This window comes from Micromonospora sp. NPDC005305, from assembly GCF_040607315.1.
In the GTDB taxonomy this organism is placed as follows: Bacteria; Actinomycetota; Actinomycetes; order Mycobacteriales; family Micromonosporaceae; genus Micromonospora.
The window spans coordinates 216,088-231,062 of sequence record NZ_JBEXGL010000001.1 but is presented as its reverse complement, the minus strand read 5'-3'; the positions used below and the strand labels follow the sequence as shown (position 1 = coordinate 231,062).

Here is a 14,975-nt window from a genome sequence, read left to right as displayed (position 1 = left end):
TCCTCAGTCCACCCCGGCCAGGTCCTTCGCCCGGGCGAACACGTCGTCCAACATCGCTGGTGTCAGCCGTCCGGTGAAGGTGTTCTGCTGGCTGACGTGATAGCAGCCGAGCAGCGCCGGTGCGGACGTGCCGGACCAGTGTGCCCCATGACCGAACGCCGGGCGCGGTGTGGGCGGGCGCTGTCCGTACACGTGGCGCAGGACCGGCCACCACGCGGCCCAGGCGAACGCGCCCAGCGCGACCACCACGCGCAGGGTGGGCCGGATCAGCGTGACCTCCCGGTGCAGCCACGGCGCGCAGGTGTCCCGCTCGGCCGGGGTGGGCTTGTTGTCCGGCGGCGCGCAGCGCACGGCGGCGAAGATGCGGGTGTCCCGCAGGGCGAGGCCGTCGTCGGCGGACACGCTGGTCGCCTGGTTCGCCAGCCCCGCCCGGTGCAGCGCCGCGAAGAGCACGTCGCCGGAGCGGTCCCCGGTGAAGATCCGGCCGGTGCGGTTGCCGCCGTGGGCGGCGGGCGCCAGGCCGAGGATGCCGATCCGCGCGTCGGCCGGGCCGAGGCCGGGCACGGGCCGCCCCCAGTAGTCCTGGTCGCGGAAGGCCGCCCGCTTGACCCGGGCCACCTCCTCCCGCCAGACCACCAGCCGTGGGCAGGCGAAGCAGTCACTCACCGCACCGTCGAGGTCGGCCAGGTCGGTCGCCCGCGCGGCGCGGGCGACCACCTCGTCGGGGGTACGCGTCTCAGCCAAGCTTGGCCCGGAAGAGTTCCAGCGTGCGGGCCCAGGCGGTGGCGGCGGCCCGCTGGTCGAAGTGCTCCGGCCGGTCCTCGTTGAAGAACGCGTGCGCGGTGCCCGGGTAGTCGTAGGTCTGGCAGGTGCCGCCGGCCGCCTCGATGGCCCGCCGGACGCTCTGCACCCCGTCGGCGGCGGAGAGGCCGTCGGCCTCGGAGCAGTGCACGAGCGCGGCCTTGCCGGCGTAGCCGGCCCAGCCGGCGCGGCCCGCGTCGTCTGCCGCGCCAGCGGCCATGCCCTCCCACGGCAGCCGCGGGTAGAAGCCGGCGGTGGCGACGATCCGCTCGGAGAACGTGCCCGACCAGAGCGCCAGGCTGGCGCCGGCGCAGAACCCCGCGCACCCCACCTTGCCGGCGACCTCGGGCCGGTTGGCGAGGTATTCCGCGGCCGCCGCGATGTCGCTCGCCGCCTCGTCCATCTGGGCGCTGTTCAACATCTGCCGGGGCTCACTCGGCTTGCTCGCCGGGCCGCCGTGCCGGAAGTCGGGCGCGAGCGCGACGAAGCCGGCCTCGGCGAAGCGGTCCACCACCGCCCGGACGTGGGGCACCAGGCCCCACCAGTCCTGGATGACGATGACCGCCGGGCTGGCCGCACCGCCGGAGGGTATCGCGAGATACCCCTCGCTCGTCCCCCCGTTGCCGGTGAAGCTCACCATCTCGCCCATGGGCCCGTCCTCCTAGCGGTCAGTCATCGTTGGCTGGTCGCACAGTGGGTGTTACGTGCCGGTAGCGTGCCACGCGCTCACCGGCCCGGGGAAGACGAAAGAACAGTGGCCTTCACCTCCCGTTCGCCTGCGGGACGGGACGGCGCCGGTGGCCTGCGGGAGCCCCCGTCAGGTCTTCCACCGTGGACATGCCGAGGGGCGCCCACCGGTCGGTGGGCGCCCCGGGGATCGACGTCAGCGGGTCGGCGCCGGCGTCGGCGTGCTCTCGCTCGGCGCCGCCGACGGAGTCACGGTCGGCGCGGGGATGGCGCTCCCGCTCGGCGTGGGGGTGGCCGTGCCCGGGCCCGGCGCGGGCGGTGCGCTCACAGTCGGCGCGGCCGACGCCGGTGCGGCCGGGGCCGGCGGCCCGAAGGGCGCCCGGTCGGGGCAGTAGGGGTAGGCGTTGCGCGGCGGGGGCATGTTGCCGTCCACGCTCAGGCAGGTCGGCCAGCCGAGCCGGATGGGCACGCCGTTCTGGTCGAAGAGCTGGGCGTTGCGGACCAGCCGCCCCTCCTGGTCGTAGACGAAGACGTCCTCGATCGAGTCGTACCGGTCACCGACCGAGACCTCCTGGTAGCTGCCGAACTGGTCGGAGCTGGCGTGCTGGTCGACGTTGACCAGCACCCCGAAGGAGAAGATCAGCAGCGCCGCGGTGCCGAGCCGCGTCAGCCGCCGCGGCCAGCCCTGGAGGCCGGGTGAGCGCCGGCCCAGCCAGACCGACGCGAGGACCGTGCCGGCGAGCAGGAACAGGCCGGCCAGCACGCTGCCGTCGAGCCGCGGCAGCAACCCGGACGGCTGCTGGAGCACGACCGAGATCAGCAGCGCCGCGAGCCAGCCGCGCAGCAGCCACCAGGCCGGGCGCAGCGGGCGGAGGAACTCGCTCACCGAGGACTGCCCGAGCAGTGGGCCAAGCTGGATGTCGAGGGCGCGCAGCTGGGTGCCGGCGCGCGCCTGCGCGGCGGCCAGTCGCCGCCGCCGGCGCCCCCGACCGGCCCCCGCCTCGGCGCCGGCGGCGGCCCGCAGCTCGGCCGCGTACGCCTCCGGCGTGCCGAGCCGGTCGACGAGGCTGCCCTCGGACTCGGCGGCCACCTCGGCGAGGTGCTCCGGCAGGTCCTCGGTCAGCTCGTCCCGGACGGCGGGCGGCAGGTCGGCGAGTGCGGCCCGCACCCGGTCGACGTAGTCCGCGATCTCCTGCCCAGTGACGGTCATGCCGCCATCCCCCGATCGTCGAGCAGTGCGTCCATGGTGGTGGCGAAGGAGCGCCAGGTCTTGCCGGAGCGGGTGAGTTGGTCCCGGCCGGCGACGTTGAGTGAGTAGTACTTGCGGTGCGGCCCGGACTCGCTCGGCACCACGTAGGTGGTCAGCAGCCCGGCGGCGAAGAGCCGGCGCAGGGTGCCGTAGACCGAGGCGTCGCCGACCTCCTCCAGGCCGGCCTCGCGCAGCCGGCGGAGGATGTCGTAACCGTAGCCGTCCTCCTCCTTGAGCACGGCGAGAACGGCCAGGTCGAGCACGCCCTTGAGGAGCTGCGTCGTATCCACGCTCCGCACACTAGTGCGGATTACGGAGTACCGTCAAGAACACGATAGCTGGGTAGGCTCGTGGCGCGTCGTGGAGCAGCTACGCGTCCTTCCTGGTCTTCGCCACCGTGCTGATCCTCATCCCGGGGCCGGACTTCGCCGTGGTCACCCGGAACACGCTGGCCGCCGGCCGGCGCCACGGCCGGTGGAGCGCGATCGGCGTGACCGCCTCGAACGCGGTGCAGGGGGTGACCGCCGCCGCCGGGCTGGGCGCGCTCATCGTCCGCTCCCAACCGCTCTTCGAGGCGATCCGCTGGGCCGGCGTGGCCTACCTGGCGTACCTCGGGGTGCAGGCCTGGCGGTCGGCCTGGCGCGGCGACTACCCGCGCTCAACCGGGCCCGGGACCTGCTCTCCCGGCGGCGGGTCCGCCGCTGGCTGGACGGGCTGACCGGGGTGGCCCTGCTCGGCTTCGGCGCCCGCCTCGCCACCGAACGCACCTGACCCCGGTAACGCCCCGTCGCCTCAGGCCAGGGACCAGGCGATGCCGTCGAGGATGTCGTGTTCGGAGGCGACCACCGAGGGCATCCCGGCGCGCTCCATGATGACCCGGAGCACCAGCGCCCCCGCGCCGATCACGTCGGCCCGGCCCGGGTGCATCACGGGGCTGGCCAGCCGCTGCTCGCGGGTCTTCCCCAGCAGGTCGGCGGTGACCTCGGCAACCTGCTCGTACGACACCCGGGCGTGGTGGATGCGCGCCGGGTCGTACTCCTGGAGGCCCTGGGCGAGGGCCACCACGGTGGTGACCGACCCGGCGAGCCCGACCAGGGTGGCGGCCTCCCGGCCGGGGACGGCCGTGAGCGCCCGGTCCACGGCGACCGCGATGTCGGCCTGCGCGGCGGCGATCTCGTCCAGGCCGGGCGGGTCGCCGTGCAGGTGCCGCTCGGTCATCCGGACGCAGCCGATGTCCATCGAGATGGCCGCCTGGACGCCGCCCTCGCGGGTGCCGACCACGAACTCGGTGGAGCCGCCGCCGATGTCGACCACCAGGTACGGCGGCTCGGCGTCGCCGGGCAGGCCCCGGACGGCGCCGATGAAGGAGAGCCGGGCCTCCTCGTCGCCGGTGACCACCTCGGGCGCTACCCCGAGGGTTTCCTCGACCATGGTGCGGAAGTCGGCCGCGTTCGACGCGTCGCGGGAGGCCGAGGTGGCGCACATCCGCACCCGCTCGGCGCCCAGCTTCTCGATCTCCGCCGCGTAGTCGGCGAGCGCGACCCGGGTCCGCTCGATCGCCTCGGGCGCGAGCCGGCCGGTGCGGTCGACGCCCTGGCCGAGCCGGACGATCTCCATCCGGCGGCTCAGGTCGACCAGCGGCGCCTGCGCGCCGGCGGACGGGTCGGGCAGGTCGGCGACCAGCAGTCGGATCGAGTTGGTCCCGCAGTCGATGGCGGCCACACGCGTCGTCACGGCTGCCACCCTACGGCAGCCTCGACCGCCCGCCGGCTGATCCACTCCACCTCGCCGAGGTGGGGCATCGGAGGCGGGCGGACACCGCCAGCTCGGCGATCTGGAGCCGACGAAGAGTCAGTCGTCGGCGGCGGGGCGGCCGAGCAGGTGGGCGCCGAGCGGGGTCAGGCGGTGCCGGACCGCGCCGCCGTCGCGCTCGGTGCCGAGCAGGCCGGCGGCGCGCAGGGCGGTGGCGTGCTCGGAGGCCGTGGAGAGGCTGATCCCGACGCCCCGGGCGAGCGCCGTGGTGGTGTGCGGGCCCGGCTCGGCAAGGCGACGCAGCACCGCCGCCCGGGTGGCGCCCAGCACCCCGGCGAGCGGGTCGACCGCCGGGTCGGCGGCCCGCGCCGGCATCGCGGCGGGGTACACGAGCAGGACCGGGCGGCCCGGTTCGACCAGGACCCGGGGCAGCGGGCCGGCCACCGGCGACGGGAGCAGCACCATCCCCTCGCCGGTGCCGGTCACCTCCCCGCTCCACCAGGTGCGCACCTCCAGCACGGGTGGCCGCCACCGGATCGCCGGGTGCAGCCCGTCGAAGAGGCCGGCCAGCCCGCGCCGGGCCAGCCGGTGCGCGGCGTCGGCCAACTGTCGCTGGTGGACGGCGGTCAGGGTGGACCAGTGCGGGGCCAGCACCGCCCCGAACCAGGTGTCGAGCGCCCGGCCGAACAGGTCGAGCACCGTGGGGTCGGCGGCGGCGAACGCGCGCCGCAGCGGCGTCGCGGTGACCTCGCTGTAGGCGGCGGCGACCTCCTCCCGGACCCGGCGGGCGGGGGTGGACCGGATCGCCGCGAGGCCCGCGGCCACCGAGTCCGACCCGTCGAACGGGGTGAGGAAGTCGGGCAGGCGCCCACGGGCCGGCAGCAGGTGCCGCAGGGACGTGGCGGCGGCGCGCACCCCGCGTACGGAGGTCGCCGCGCCGGCCGCCGCGACGAGATCCGGGGCCATGGCGGCGGTGGCCGGATCGTGCAGCGCCTGGCAGGCCAGCATGGCGGTGCCGACCGGGTGCAGCCGGTTGACGAACCGTACCCGGCACAGGTCCGTCGGTCCGAGGTGCAGCCGCAGCATGAGAGCAGCGTGCCCGGCTTCGGCGAGGACCGAAAGGGTTGACCGGCCCGGGTCGAGGAACCGACGGTGGAGCCCGGTTACCCACGGGGAGGGCGGGACGTGCGGCGGACGATCGCGGTGCTGGCGGGGCTGGTTCTGACGTTCACCGGAGCAGCGTGCGGGGGGAAGGTCGAGCCGGCTGCCGCGCCGACGCCCAGCGAGCGGCCGGCCGCCGCGGCGACGCCCAGCGAGCGGCCGGCTGCCGGGAACCACGAGCTGACCCTGCAGCACGGTGGGGTGGAGCGCAGCTACCTGCTGCACGCCCCGCCCGGGTACGACCCGGCGCGCCCGACGGCGCTGGTCATCGCGCTGCACTTCTTCCCCGGCACCGGGGCCGACATGCGGGAGCTGACCGGCCTGGACGCCCGCGCGGACCGGAAGAACTTCCTGGTCGCCTACCCGGACGGGCGGTTCGGCGGCTTCAACGCGCTGATCTGCTGTGGCTCGGCCGACGACGTCGGCTTCCTCACGGCGCTCGCCGGCCACCTGGTCGACACCTGGCGGGCCGACCCGGACCGGGTCTACCTGACCGGCATCTCCAACGGCGGTGACCTGAGCTTCCGCGTCGCCGTGGAGGCCACCGGCGTCTTCGCGGCGATCGGTGTGGTCAGCGGCGGCTACAGCGGCCCGCTGACCGAGCCGGACAGCTACGTGCCGAAGCGGCCCGTCTCGGTGATCACCTTCGTCGGCGGGCAGGACCAGTACGCCGGCATCTTCCAGGACGGGCTGAGCACCTGGCAGCGACGGCTCGGCTGCCGCCCGGTGCCGGGGAGGAAGCCGGCGGCGCCGGCGGGCCTGAGCCGGGCCGACGCCCGCTGCGCCGACGGCAGCGACGTGACCGTGTGGAGCCTTCCCGGGATGAGCCACTCCTGGCCGGGCGCCACCTCGGGGACGCTCGCCGACCCGGACGCCGGCGTCTCGGCCACCGACCTGATCTGGGAGTTCTTCGCGGCCCACCCGCGCCGGACGTGACGCGGGTCAGAGGCGCAGCAGCATCCGGCTGTTGCCGAGGGTGTTCGGCTTGACCCGCTCCAGGTCGAGGAACTCGGCGACACCCTCGTCGTAGGAGCGGAGGAGCTGCTCGTAGACCGGCTGCGGCACCGGGGCGCCGTCGATCTCGCGGAAGCCGAACGAGCCGAAGAACCCGGTCTCGAAGGTGAGCACGAAGATCCGGGCGACGCCCAGCTCGCGGGCCGCGTCGATCAGCTCGCCGACGATCCGGTGCCCGAGCTTGTGCCCCCGGCAGGACGGGTCCACCGCCACGGTGCGGATCTCGGCGAGGTCCTCCCACATCACGTGCAGGGCGCCGCAGCCGACCACCGTGCCGTCGGGCGTCACCGCCACCCGGAACTCCTGCACGTCCTCGTAGAGGGTGACGGTGGCCTTGCTGAGCAGCCGCCGGTCGTCGGTGTAGGTGTCCACGAGCCGCCGGATGCCGCGTACGTCGGCGGTGCGGGCACGGCGGACCACGATCTCGTCGGGCGCGGTCATCTCATTCCGCCGCGGGCACGTCCACGCAGGGGCCGGCCGCCCACCACTTCTCCACCAGGGCGAGGGTCTCGTCGCCGAACGGGTTGACCCCCGGCCCGGCCGCGAGCGCGTGCCCGAGGTGGACGTGCAGGCACTTGACCCGCCCCGGCATGCCACCGGCCGAGATCCCCGCGATCTCCGGCACCTGCCCGATCGCCTCCCGGCGGGCCAGGTAGTCCTCGTGCGCGGCCCGGTAGCGGGCGGCCAGCTCCGGGTCCTCGGCGAGCCGCTCGGCCATCTCCTTCATGAGCCCCGCCGACTCCAGCCGGCTGCACGCCGCGGTGGCCCGCGGGCAGGTCAGGTAGAACAGCGTCGGGAAGGGCGTGCCGTCGGCCAGCCGGGGCGTCGTCTCCACCACGTCGGGCAGGCCGCACGGGCACCGGTGGGCGACCGCCCGGGTGCCGCGGGGAGGGCGTCCGAGCTGCGCGGCCACCGCGGCCAGGTCGGCCTCGGTGGCCGGCTGGCGCTCCGGCGGGGGTACGGATTCCGCCGCCGGATCCTGCGGTGGTACGACGCTCAACGGTGCCTCTCTCGTCTGTCGATCACTTGTCGGGGCGCTCGGCGTTGGCCGCCTGCACGCTCGACCACAGGGTGTCGTACCAGGGGTCGGGTGGCTTCGGCGGCCCCGGCTTCGCGCCCTTGCCGGCGTCCTTGGCGGCCCCCTCCGGGTCGGAGAGCACCACCAGCAGGGTCTCGCCGGGCCGGCCCATGAAGAACCGCTGCCGGGCCTGCGTCTCGATGTACGCCGGGTCCTTCCACTTCTCCGCCTCGGCGGAGAGTTCCTGGATCAGCTCACGCTGCCGCTGCTGGGACGCTTCCATCCGCTCGATGTCGGCCTGCTGGTCCAGGTAGACGCGGACCGGGTAGGTGTAGGCCAGGGCGAGCGCGATCAGCACCGCGAACAGCACGGTGGCGCGCCCGGTGAAGCGCCGGGGTTGGGGTGCGGTGAGCCGCTTGACCGTGCCACCGGCCGCGGTGCGCCGGGCCGCCGCGGGACGGCTCGCGGAGCGTACCCCCTCGGTGGCGCGGGTGGCGCCGGGCGACCGGCCGGCGGCGCGCGGCTCGGCGCGGACGCCGGTGTCCCGGACCGACGACCGGACCCGGGCTCCGCCCGGCCGGCCGGCCTGACCCGGCCGACGGGCGGGCCGCTGGCCACCCGGTGTGCGGCGCTGCTGCATCGTCACACCCCTCCCCCGGAGCTCTCGGCTCAGGCCGAACGGTAACGCGGGAACGCGCCGGCGCCGGCGTACCGCGCCGCGTCGGCCAGCTCCTCCTCGATCCGCAGGAGCTGGTTGTACTTCGCGACCCGGTCGGACCGCGCCGGGGCGCCGGTCTTGATCTGGCCGCAGCCGGTGGCGACCGCCAGGTCGGCGATGGTGGTGTCCTCGGTCTCGCCGGAGCGGTGGCTCATCATGCACATGAAGCCGGCCCGGTGGGCCAGGTCGACCGCGTCCAGGGTCTCGGTGAGCGAGCCGATCTGGTTGACCTTCACGAGCACCGCGTTGGCGGCCCGCTCGGCGATGCCCCGGGCGATGCGCTGCGGGTTGGTGACGAACAGGTCGTCGCCGACGATCTGGATCCGGTCGCCGAGCGCCGCCGTGAGGGTGGCCCAGCCGCTCCAGTCGTCCTCGGAGAGCGGGTCCTCGATGGACACGATCGGGTAGTCGCCGACGAGCTTGGTGTAGTAGTTGCTCATCTCCTCGGCGGTCTTCGCGGTGCCCTCGAAGGTGTAGCTGCCGTTGTCGAAGAACTCGGTGGCCGCCACGTCGAGGGCGAAGACGATGTCGGTGCCGAGCCGGTAGCCGGCCTTCTCGACGGCCTCGGCGATCAGGTCGAGCGCGGACGCGTTGGTCGGCAGGTTCGGGGCGAAGCCGCCCTCGTCGCCGAGACCGGTCGACAGGTCCTTCTTCTTCAGCACCGACTTCAGCGCGTGGTAGACCTCGGCGCCGGAGCGGAGCGCGTCCCGGAAGGTGGGCGCGCCGATCGGCGCGATCATGAACTCCTGGATGTCGACGTTCGAGTCGGCGTGCGCGCCGCCGTTGAGGATGTTCATCATCGGCACCGGGAGCAGGTGCGCGTTCGGCCCGCCCAGGTAGCGGAAGAGGCTCAGCTCGGCGCTGCCGGCGGCGGCCTTCGCCACGGCCAGCGAGACGCCGAGGATGGCGTTGGCGCCCAGCTCGCCCTTGTTGTCCGAGCCGTCGATGTCGAGCATCTTCTGGTCGATGAGCCGCTGCTCGCTGGCCTCGTACCCGATGAGCTGGTCGACGATCTTGTCCTCGATGTTGGCGACGGCCTTCTCGACACCCTTGCCCGAGTAGCGGTCCTTGTCACCGTCACGCAGCTCGACCGCCTCGAAGGCGCCGGTGGAGGCGCCGGACGGCACCGCGGCGCGCGCGATCGTGCCGTCGTCGAGCCCGACCTCGACCTCGACCGTCGGGTTGCCCCGCGAGTCCAGGATCTCCCGGGCGACAATTCCCTCGATGGTTGCCACTGAGTCGCTCCTCGTTTGTGTGTTCCGGTCCGGTATGGGCCGCGACGGTGCGGCTGAGGCAGGTGTTGAACGCAGCGTATCGGTCCCCGCCCTCGCGTACCTGCGTCGGGGCGGCACCCCGGTGACGCACCGCGAGGAACCTGACCCCACGCGGATCCTCACGTGAATCCCGCCCACGGCGGAGGGTGACACGGACATTCCCGGATTCTCCGGCCTCAACCGACAACGGGTTTGCGAGAGGTTGCGTCGATCGACAAGGCTGGGCGGCATGCCCGCCGCCTCGACGACTCTCCGCGTGCTCGCTGCCTCGGCCCTCGCGTCGCTCTCGGTCACCGGCTGCCAGGCCCTCGACGACACCGGGGTCGCCCTCGGTCGGGCCGACCTGGTCAACGACCTGACCGCTCGCATGGACCGGGCGCTGGAGCAGACCTGGGCCGCCGACTACCAGCTCAGCGGCGGGCGGACCGCGTCGATCGCGCAGACCAAGGAGCCGCTGCGCTCCTCGTACACCTGGCCGGACGGCAAGATCACGGTGACCCAGGAGGCGGTGACCCGGTGCGCGAGCGAGGCCGGGCGCACCTCCTGCACGGTGTCGCCGCCGGTGCTGACCGCCGGCAAGCCCTCGGTGGTCGTCTACGGCGAGGCGCGCAAGCTCGGGCTGGTCACCCCGCCGGCGGTGATCCGGCTGCTCACCGACGCGGCGCTCGACCCCGAGGCGACCATCGCGCAGAGCGACACCACCTTGGCCGGGCACCACGCCACCTGCGTCGACGTCACCCGGGCCGGCAACCGCTTCAACGCCTGCGTGACCACCGAGGGGGTGCTGGGCAGCTTCACCGGCACTCTCGACGGCAAGGCGGCGGAGGTCACCCTGAGCCGCTACACGGACACCGTCGAGTCCGCCGCGTTCGACGTGCCGGCCGGGGCGGGCGTGGTCGACCGCCGCACGGCAACCTCGTGACCGACCGGCTCGACCTCCCGTCCAGCCGGAACGGTGCCGCCGGCCGGGCGGGCTTCCTGCCCGCCGCCGACCACGGCCGGCCGCCGCACCCGGACGACCTGGCCCTGGCCGTGGCCGGGCGCAAGCTGCTCACCGGCCCGGACGGGCGGTTCCCCCGGATCGGCGAGCTGACCGCCGCCGTCGACTGGGTGCCGGTCGGCACGCTGGACGGGGTCCCGGCCTGGGCGGCCGACGTGGCCGACCCCACGGCGCTGCCCGGGCGCTGGCGCGGGTGGCGGGGCCTCGCCGCCGAACTGCCCGCGGCGCCGGCGGACCTGGCCGGGCGGGCGCTCGCCGTGGTCACCTGGCGGCATACGCACCGGTGGTGCGGGGCGTGCCGGGCCGAGCTGACCGACGTGCCGGGCGAGACCGGCCGGCGCTGCCCCGCCTGCGGGCTCACCACGTTCCTGCCGCTCTCCGTGGCGGTGCTGGTGGCGATCACCCGCCCCGGCCCGACCGGCGGCCCCGACGAGCTGCTGCTGGTCCGGCACGCCTACGGGCCGACGGGGCTGTGGGCGCTGGTCGCCGGGTTCGTCGAGGCGGGCGAGTCGCTGGAGGCGGCCGCCCACCGGGAGGTCGCCGAAGAGGTCGGCCTGACGATCGGACGGCCCACCTACGTGGACAGCCAGCCCTGGGCGATGTCCGGCCCGGGCACCCTGCTCGCCGGCTTCACCGCCACCGTCACCGACCCGGCCGCCGAGCCGGTGGTCGACCCCAGGGAGCTGACCGAGGCGCGCTGGTTCCCGGTGGACGCGCTGCCCGCGGAGCTGCCCCCGGCGTATTCCCTGTCGCGCTGGCTGGTCGACGCGGTCGCCGCCGGCGGGTAGCGCCGGCCGTCAGATGCCCAGCAGGGTCCGCAGGTGGCGGGGCGGCGGGCAGTCGTGCGCCAGCATGGCGTCGTGCCAGTCGCGCGGTGACACCCCGGCCGGTCGGGCGCGGGCGATGTCGGCCATCTCGCTGTAGCCGACGAAGTAGGTGGAGAGCTGGGTCGAGGTGAGCAGGGCCCGCCGCCACTTGCCGGCCGCCTCGCCCTCCTCCTGGAAGCCGCGACCGGTCATCAGCGCCATGGCCTCGGACTCGGGCAGGTCCTCGCAGTGCACCAGCTGGTCGAGCAGTGCGTTGATGGTCATCCGGAGCTGCATCTTGAGCTGCTGGAGCCGGACCGGCAGCCCGCCGAAGCCCAGCCCGGCCATCAGCTCCTCGGTGTAGACCGCCCAGCCCTCGATGAACACGCCGGACTCGGTGAGCGCGCGGACCCGGGTCGGGCCCGCGTAGCGGCGGGCGTGGGCGAGCTGGAGGAAGTGGCCGGGCATCGCCTCGTGCACGGTCAGGTTGCGGATCATGTGGTCGTTGTACTCGCGGTAGAACGACTCGACGCGCTGCGCCGGCCAGTCCGCCGGGGTGGGCGCGATGCAGTAGAAGGTCGGCAGGTCCGCCGTCTCCAGCGGGCCGGGCGAGTCGCAGTAGGCGACCGCCACGCCCCGGGCGAACTCCGGCATCTCCTGGATCACGCACGGGTCGTCGACCAGACTGACCAGGTCGTGGACCCGGACGAAGTCGCTCGCCTCGTCGAGCGTGACCGAGGCGAGGTCGACGATGGTGGCGTCGTCCGGGTGCTCGGCGGCCAGCAGGTCCAGTGCCCGGCGGACCGTCTCGTCGTCGGCCGGGCCACCCACCAGCTCGACGGCCGCCGCGCGGATCTCGGCGGTGACCCGGTCGAGGTTGGCCCAGGCGCGGCGCTGGACCTCGGCCGCGCTCAGCTCGGTGTCGAGCGTGTGCCAGAGCCGCGCCTCCCAGCGGCGCCGGCCGAGCCGGGGGTCCCGCCCCGGGCCGGCGTCGGCGGCCAGCCCGCCGCGCAGCCACGCCACGAACTCCTCCAGCGCGGCGATCGCCGCGGTGGCGGCCGGCTCGACCCGGTCGTGCAGCGCGGGCGCCTCGGCGAGCAGCCCGGGCACCTCGTCGCGGATCAGCGCCGCCGTGCCGGTGAACTGCCCCACCGCCGTCTCGGCGTGGACCCGCGGCATGTCGCGCAGCGTCGCGCGCGCGGTCGCCAGGGCGTCGGGTACGGCCGCCAGCCGCCCGGCCAGGTGGGTCAGGCGCTCCTCGACCGGCGCGTACGGGCGGGCCATGAGGGCGTGCAGCAGCGGGCCGGGATTGTGCCGCAGCGGGTCCCACTCGTGGCCGCGGATCTCGGTCGCCTCGAACAGCCCCCGGTCGACCAGGCTGCTCAGCAGCGCGTGGTCGACCTGTTCCTCGACGTCGAGCGAGTCGGGGTCGATCTCGGAGAGCGCGTCGGCCGCGTCCTTGAGCATCGCCTGGTCGGCGGCGAGGGCGTCGGCGGACAGGTCGGGCAGCCGGTCGTCGTACCGGTGGTCCCCGGCCGAGGTGGCCAGCCCGGGCCGGCTCTCCAGCAACGCCTCGACGATCCGCTCAGCGAGCGGCACGAACGACTCCATGCCGACGACCCTACCGACCCCCACCGACCGCCGCCGCCTGCGTTGATCAAGAAGTTCGGGTCGGGAAGGCCGGTCCTGCCGACGCGAAGCTCCTGGTCAACTCGACGGGGCGGCGCGTTCGGCGGCGCGGACGGCGTCGGCGTACGCCAGGGCGGCGCGGCGCAGGGCCGCCTCGGGGTCGATGCCGGCCTGCCTCGCGGCGGCGACCGTGGCCAGCAGGCCGGCGCCGAGTCGCGCCTCGGGGTCGACCTGCGACTCCGCCAGCGGCGGCGGGACGGCCAGGCCGATCCGGCCCGCGCGGTCGAGGATCTTCGCGGCCAGGGCGAGCGCGGGCTGGCTCAGCGCGATGCCGTCCAGCACCGACTCGCGGGTCTTCTCGGCCCGCTTGATCCGCTCCCAGTTCGCCTCGATCTCCTCGATCGAGCCGGCCTGCTCACCCGAGAACACGTGCGGGTTGCGGCGGACCATCTTGTCGACCAGGCCGCCGGCCACGTCGTCGACCGTCCAGCGCTTCCCCTCCGGCAGGTCCTCGGCCAGCCGGGCGTGCAGCAGCACCTGGAGCAGCACGTCGCCCAACTCCTCGCGGAGCGCGTCGGTGTCGTCGGCGCTGATCGCGTCGTACGCCTCGTAGCACTCCTCCAGCAGGAAGCCGGCGAGGCTGCGGTGGGTCTGCGCCCGCTTCCACGGGTCACCGCCCGGCGAGGCGAGCCGGTCCATCACCTCGACCGCGTCGAGCAGCCGGGCCCCCGGCGGATCCCACGAGCCGTACATCAGCTCCAGCTCGGCGAGACCGGGCTGGCGGGCCAGCCGCAGCCCCAGCTCGCGCGCGAGCGCCTCGTCGCCCGCCGGGCCGGCCAGCCACACCGCGCTGCCGTGCGCGGCCGCCGCGTCGAGCAACGCCTGCGTGGCGCCCGCGGTCACCACCGTGACCTCGGCGCCCGTCGACCGGACCGCCGTGGCCAGTTCGCTCTCGGCGCCCGCCAGCACCGGCGCCGAGCGGACCACGTCCCAGGCGGGCGCGGTCAGCAGGCCGGCCGGCAGCCGGGGTGAGGTGACGAGCAGGACGATGCGCGCGGTCATGCTCAGGGCGCCACCGACGCGCTCGGCTCGGCCGAACCCGGCTCGGTCGACTCCGGCTCGGGGGTGGAGATGTCGGTCACCTGGTCCGCGCCGTCCACGTACGGCAGGTCGTAGAGGTTGACGTTCTGCGACTGGATCTGGAGCACGGCGGGCACGGCCAGGGTCGGGTAGCGGGGGTTCACCCGCACGTCCTGCCGGTCGACCTGCTCCTTGAGCGCCTCGCTGAGGCCCACCACGGCCGAGACCTGAGGCGCGATGGAGGGGTCGGAGAACGCCTGGCGCTGCTGCTCGGTCGTCCAGCCGGGACGCGCCACGTTCGCCTTCACCAGCGCCGCGTAGACGGCGGCGGTGTCGGCGTCGGAGAGCTCCGCCTTCGGCAGCCCCTGGCCCAGCGCGTTGAAGACGTCGTACCACTCGGCGGCGAGCTTCGCGTACTCGGTGTCCGGGACGCGCAGCGCCTCGCCGATGTCGGCCGCGCTGATCTGGTCGGCCACCTGGAGCTTCTTGTCGGCGACGATCCGCTTGCCCAGGTCGAGGCCGACCAGCAGGTTGACCACGTCCTGCCCGTCCAGGTCGACCTCGCGCAGCTCGGCCGGAACGGTCTGGCCCTGCTCCTCGGCGGCCTTGACCACCCCGGCGTACGCCTGCGCGGCCTCGTCCCGGATGGCGTTGACCCGGTCGATCGAGTAGCTCGTGTCCCCGACGTACGCGGCGACGTCCGGGGCGGACCGCCCGCAGGCGGCGAGGGAGAGCGCAGCGAGGGCCGCGACGCTGGCGGCGGCGATGAGACGGCGAGCACGCATG

At 74.7% G+C, this 14,975-nt stretch carries 17 protein-coding genes; 4 read left to right on the top strand and 13 right to left on the bottom strand.

Going from position 1 to position 14,975, the window contains the following annotated elements:
* Positions 1-3: 3 nt before the first annotated feature.
* The 4 genes from ABZS80_RS01105 to ABZS80_RS01090 all read right to left on the bottom strand — a co-directional run bounded on the left by ABZS80_RS01105 (position 4) and on the right by ABZS80_RS01090 (position 3,027).
* Positions 4-717 (bottom strand): uracil-DNA glycosylase, encoded by a 714-nt coding sequence (locus tag ABZS80_RS01105; RefSeq protein WP_151461291.1) that lies wholly within the window; start codon positions 715-717, stop codon positions 4-6.
* Between the two features lie 19 nt (positions 718-736).
* Positions 737-1,450: a dienelactone hydrolase family protein gene (locus ABZS80_RS01100; protein WP_355053843.1), complete on the bottom strand. Its 714-nt coding sequence runs from the start codon at positions 1,448-1,450 to the stop codon at positions 737-739.
* Between the two features lie 234 nt (positions 1,451-1,684).
* The gene (locus tag ABZS80_RS01095; protein WP_355053842.1) at positions 1,685-2,698 is read right to left on the bottom strand and encodes a hypothetical protein; all 1,014 of its coding nucleotides are present in this window, start codon (positions 2,696-2,698) and stop codon (positions 1,685-1,687) included.
* Positions 2,695-3,027 carry a PadR family transcriptional regulator gene (locus ABZS80_RS01090; RefSeq protein ID WP_151461256.1) on the bottom strand — a complete coding sequence of 111 codons (333 nt, stop codon included), beginning with the start codon at positions 3,025-3,027 and terminating at the stop codon, positions 2,695-2,697. Before ABZS80_RS01090 ends, ABZS80_RS01095 begins: the two co-directional genes overlap by 4 nt.
* A gap of 107 nt (positions 3,028-3,134) precedes the next feature.
* Between ABZS80_RS01090 and ABZS80_RS01085 the strand changes: the two genes are divergently transcribed.
* Positions 3,135-3,455, top strand: coding sequence for a LysE family translocator (locus ABZS80_RS01085; protein WP_355053841.1), 321 nt, complete (start codon positions 3,135-3,137; stop codon positions 3,453-3,455).
* Positions 3,456-3,529: 74 nt separating this feature from the next.
* On the opposite strand, the gene ABZS80_RS01080 is transcribed toward ABZS80_RS01085, so the two are convergent.
* Both ABZS80_RS01080 and ABZS80_RS01075 read right to left on the bottom strand, forming a co-directional pair.
* Positions 3,530-4,459, bottom strand: a complete 930-nt coding sequence (locus ABZS80_RS01080; protein ID WP_355054184.1) for a Ppx/GppA phosphatase family protein — start codon at positions 4,457-4,459, stop codon at positions 3,530-3,532.
* A gap of 129 nt (positions 4,460-4,588) precedes the next feature.
* Complete coding sequence (locus ABZS80_RS01075) at positions 4,589-5,575, bottom strand: winged helix-turn-helix domain-containing protein (protein ID WP_355053840.1); 987 nt, start codon at positions 5,573-5,575, stop codon at positions 4,589-4,591.
* Positions 5,576-5,674: 99 nt separating this feature from the next.
* On the opposite strand from ABZS80_RS01075, the gene ABZS80_RS01070 reads away from it, so the two are divergent.
* Positions 5,675-6,586: a PHB depolymerase family esterase gene (locus tag ABZS80_RS01070; protein WP_355053839.1), complete on the top strand. Its 912-nt coding sequence runs from the start codon at positions 5,675-5,677 to the stop codon at positions 6,584-6,586.
* Positions 6,587-6,592: 6 nt separating this feature from the next.
* Here ABZS80_RS01070 and ABZS80_RS01065 read toward each other — a convergent pair whose 3' ends face one another.
* Genes ABZS80_RS01065 through eno form a run of 4 tightly spaced genes read right to left on the bottom strand, consistent with a single transcriptional unit; the run spans position 6,593 to position 9,635 of the window.
* Positions 6,593-7,105, bottom strand: a complete 513-nt coding sequence (locus ABZS80_RS01065; RefSeq protein ID WP_151461253.1) for an amino-acid N-acetyltransferase — start codon at positions 7,103-7,105, stop codon at positions 6,593-6,595.
* Position 7,106: 1 nt separating this feature from the next.
* Positions 7,107-7,664, bottom strand: coding sequence for a DUF501 domain-containing protein (locus ABZS80_RS01060; RefSeq protein WP_154230005.1), 558 nt, complete (start codon positions 7,662-7,664; stop codon positions 7,107-7,109).
* 22 nt (positions 7,665-7,686) lie between these two features.
* Positions 7,687-8,322, bottom strand: a complete 636-nt coding sequence (locus tag ABZS80_RS01055; protein WP_355053838.1) for a septum formation initiator family protein — start codon at positions 8,320-8,322, stop codon at positions 7,687-7,689.
* A gap of 29 nt (positions 8,323-8,351) precedes the next feature.
* Positions 8,352-9,635, bottom strand: a complete 1,284-nt coding sequence (gene eno, locus ABZS80_RS01050; protein ID WP_355053837.1) for a phosphopyruvate hydratase — start codon at positions 9,633-9,635, stop codon at positions 8,352-8,354.
* A gap of 268 nt (positions 9,636-9,903) precedes the next feature.
* Between eno and ABZS80_RS01045 the strand changes: the two genes are divergently transcribed.
* Together ABZS80_RS01045 and ABZS80_RS01040 are read left to right on the top strand one after the other, a co-directional pair.
* Complete coding sequence (locus ABZS80_RS01045) at positions 9,904-10,596, top strand: hypothetical protein (RefSeq protein ID WP_355053836.1); 693 nt, start codon at positions 9,904-9,906, stop codon at positions 10,594-10,596.
* Positions 10,593-11,462, top strand: coding sequence for an NUDIX domain-containing protein (locus ABZS80_RS01040; protein WP_355053835.1), 870 nt, complete (start codon positions 10,593-10,595; stop codon positions 11,460-11,462). Before ABZS80_RS01045 ends, ABZS80_RS01040 begins: the two co-directional genes overlap by 4 nt.
* Before the next feature lie 9 nt (positions 11,463-11,471).
* Here the strand turns inward: ABZS80_RS01040 and ABZS80_RS01035 are convergent, their stop codons facing one another.
* The 3 genes from ABZS80_RS01035 to ABZS80_RS01025 all read right to left on the bottom strand — a co-directional run bounded on the left by ABZS80_RS01035 (position 11,472) and on the right by ABZS80_RS01025 (position 14,974).
* The gene (locus ABZS80_RS01035) at positions 11,472-13,091 is read right to left on the bottom strand and encodes a DUF885 domain-containing protein (protein ID WP_355053834.1); all 1,620 of its coding nucleotides are present in this window, start codon (positions 13,089-13,091) and stop codon (positions 11,472-11,474) included.
* A gap of 96 nt (positions 13,092-13,187) precedes the next feature.
* Positions 13,188-14,171, bottom strand: a complete 984-nt coding sequence (locus ABZS80_RS01030) for a nucleoside triphosphate pyrophosphohydrolase (protein ID WP_355053833.1) — start codon at positions 14,169-14,171, stop codon at positions 13,188-13,190.
* Positions 14,172-14,173: 2 nt separating this feature from the next.
* A complete protein-coding gene (locus ABZS80_RS01025) occupies positions 14,174-14,974 on the bottom strand; it encodes a hypothetical protein (protein WP_355053832.1) in 801 nt (266 codons plus the stop codon).
* Position 14,975: the final 1 nt, after the last annotated feature.

Coding starts and splice junctions, on each gene's coding strand:
- ABZS80_RS01045 (WP_355053836.1), top strand. CDS start 9,904: ATGCCCGCCGCCTCGACGACTCTCCGCGTGCTCGCTGCCTCGGCCCTC.
- ABZS80_RS01030 (WP_355053833.1), bottom strand. CDS start 14,171: ATGACCGCGCGCATCGTCCTGCTCGTCACCTCACCCCGGCTGCCGGCC.
- ABZS80_RS01025 (WP_355053832.1), bottom strand. CDS start 14,974: ATGCGTGCTCGCCGTCTCATCGCCGCCGCCAGCGTCGCGGCCCTCGCT.
- ABZS80_RS01100 (WP_355053843.1), bottom strand. CDS start 1,450: ATGGGCGAGATGGTGAGCTTCACCGGCAACGGGGGGACGAGCGAGGGG.
- ABZS80_RS01095 (WP_355053842.1), bottom strand. CDS start 2,698: ATGACCGTCACTGGGCAGGAGATCGCGGACTACGTCGACCGGGTGCGG.
- ABZS80_RS01065 (WP_151461253.1), bottom strand. CDS start 7,105: ATGACCGCGCCCGACGAGATCGTGGTCCGCCGTGCCCGCACCGCCGAC.
- ABZS80_RS01075 (WP_355053840.1), bottom strand. CDS start 5,575: ATGCTGCGGCTGCACCTCGGACCGACGGACCTGTGCCGGGTACGGTTC.
- ABZS80_RS01055 (WP_355053838.1), bottom strand. CDS start 8,322: ATGCAGCAGCGCCGCACACCGGGTGGCCAGCGGCCCGCCCGTCGGCCG.
- ABZS80_RS01035 (WP_355053834.1), bottom strand. CDS start 13,091: ATGGAGTCGTTCGTGCCGCTCGCTGAGCGGATCGTCGAGGCGTTGCTG.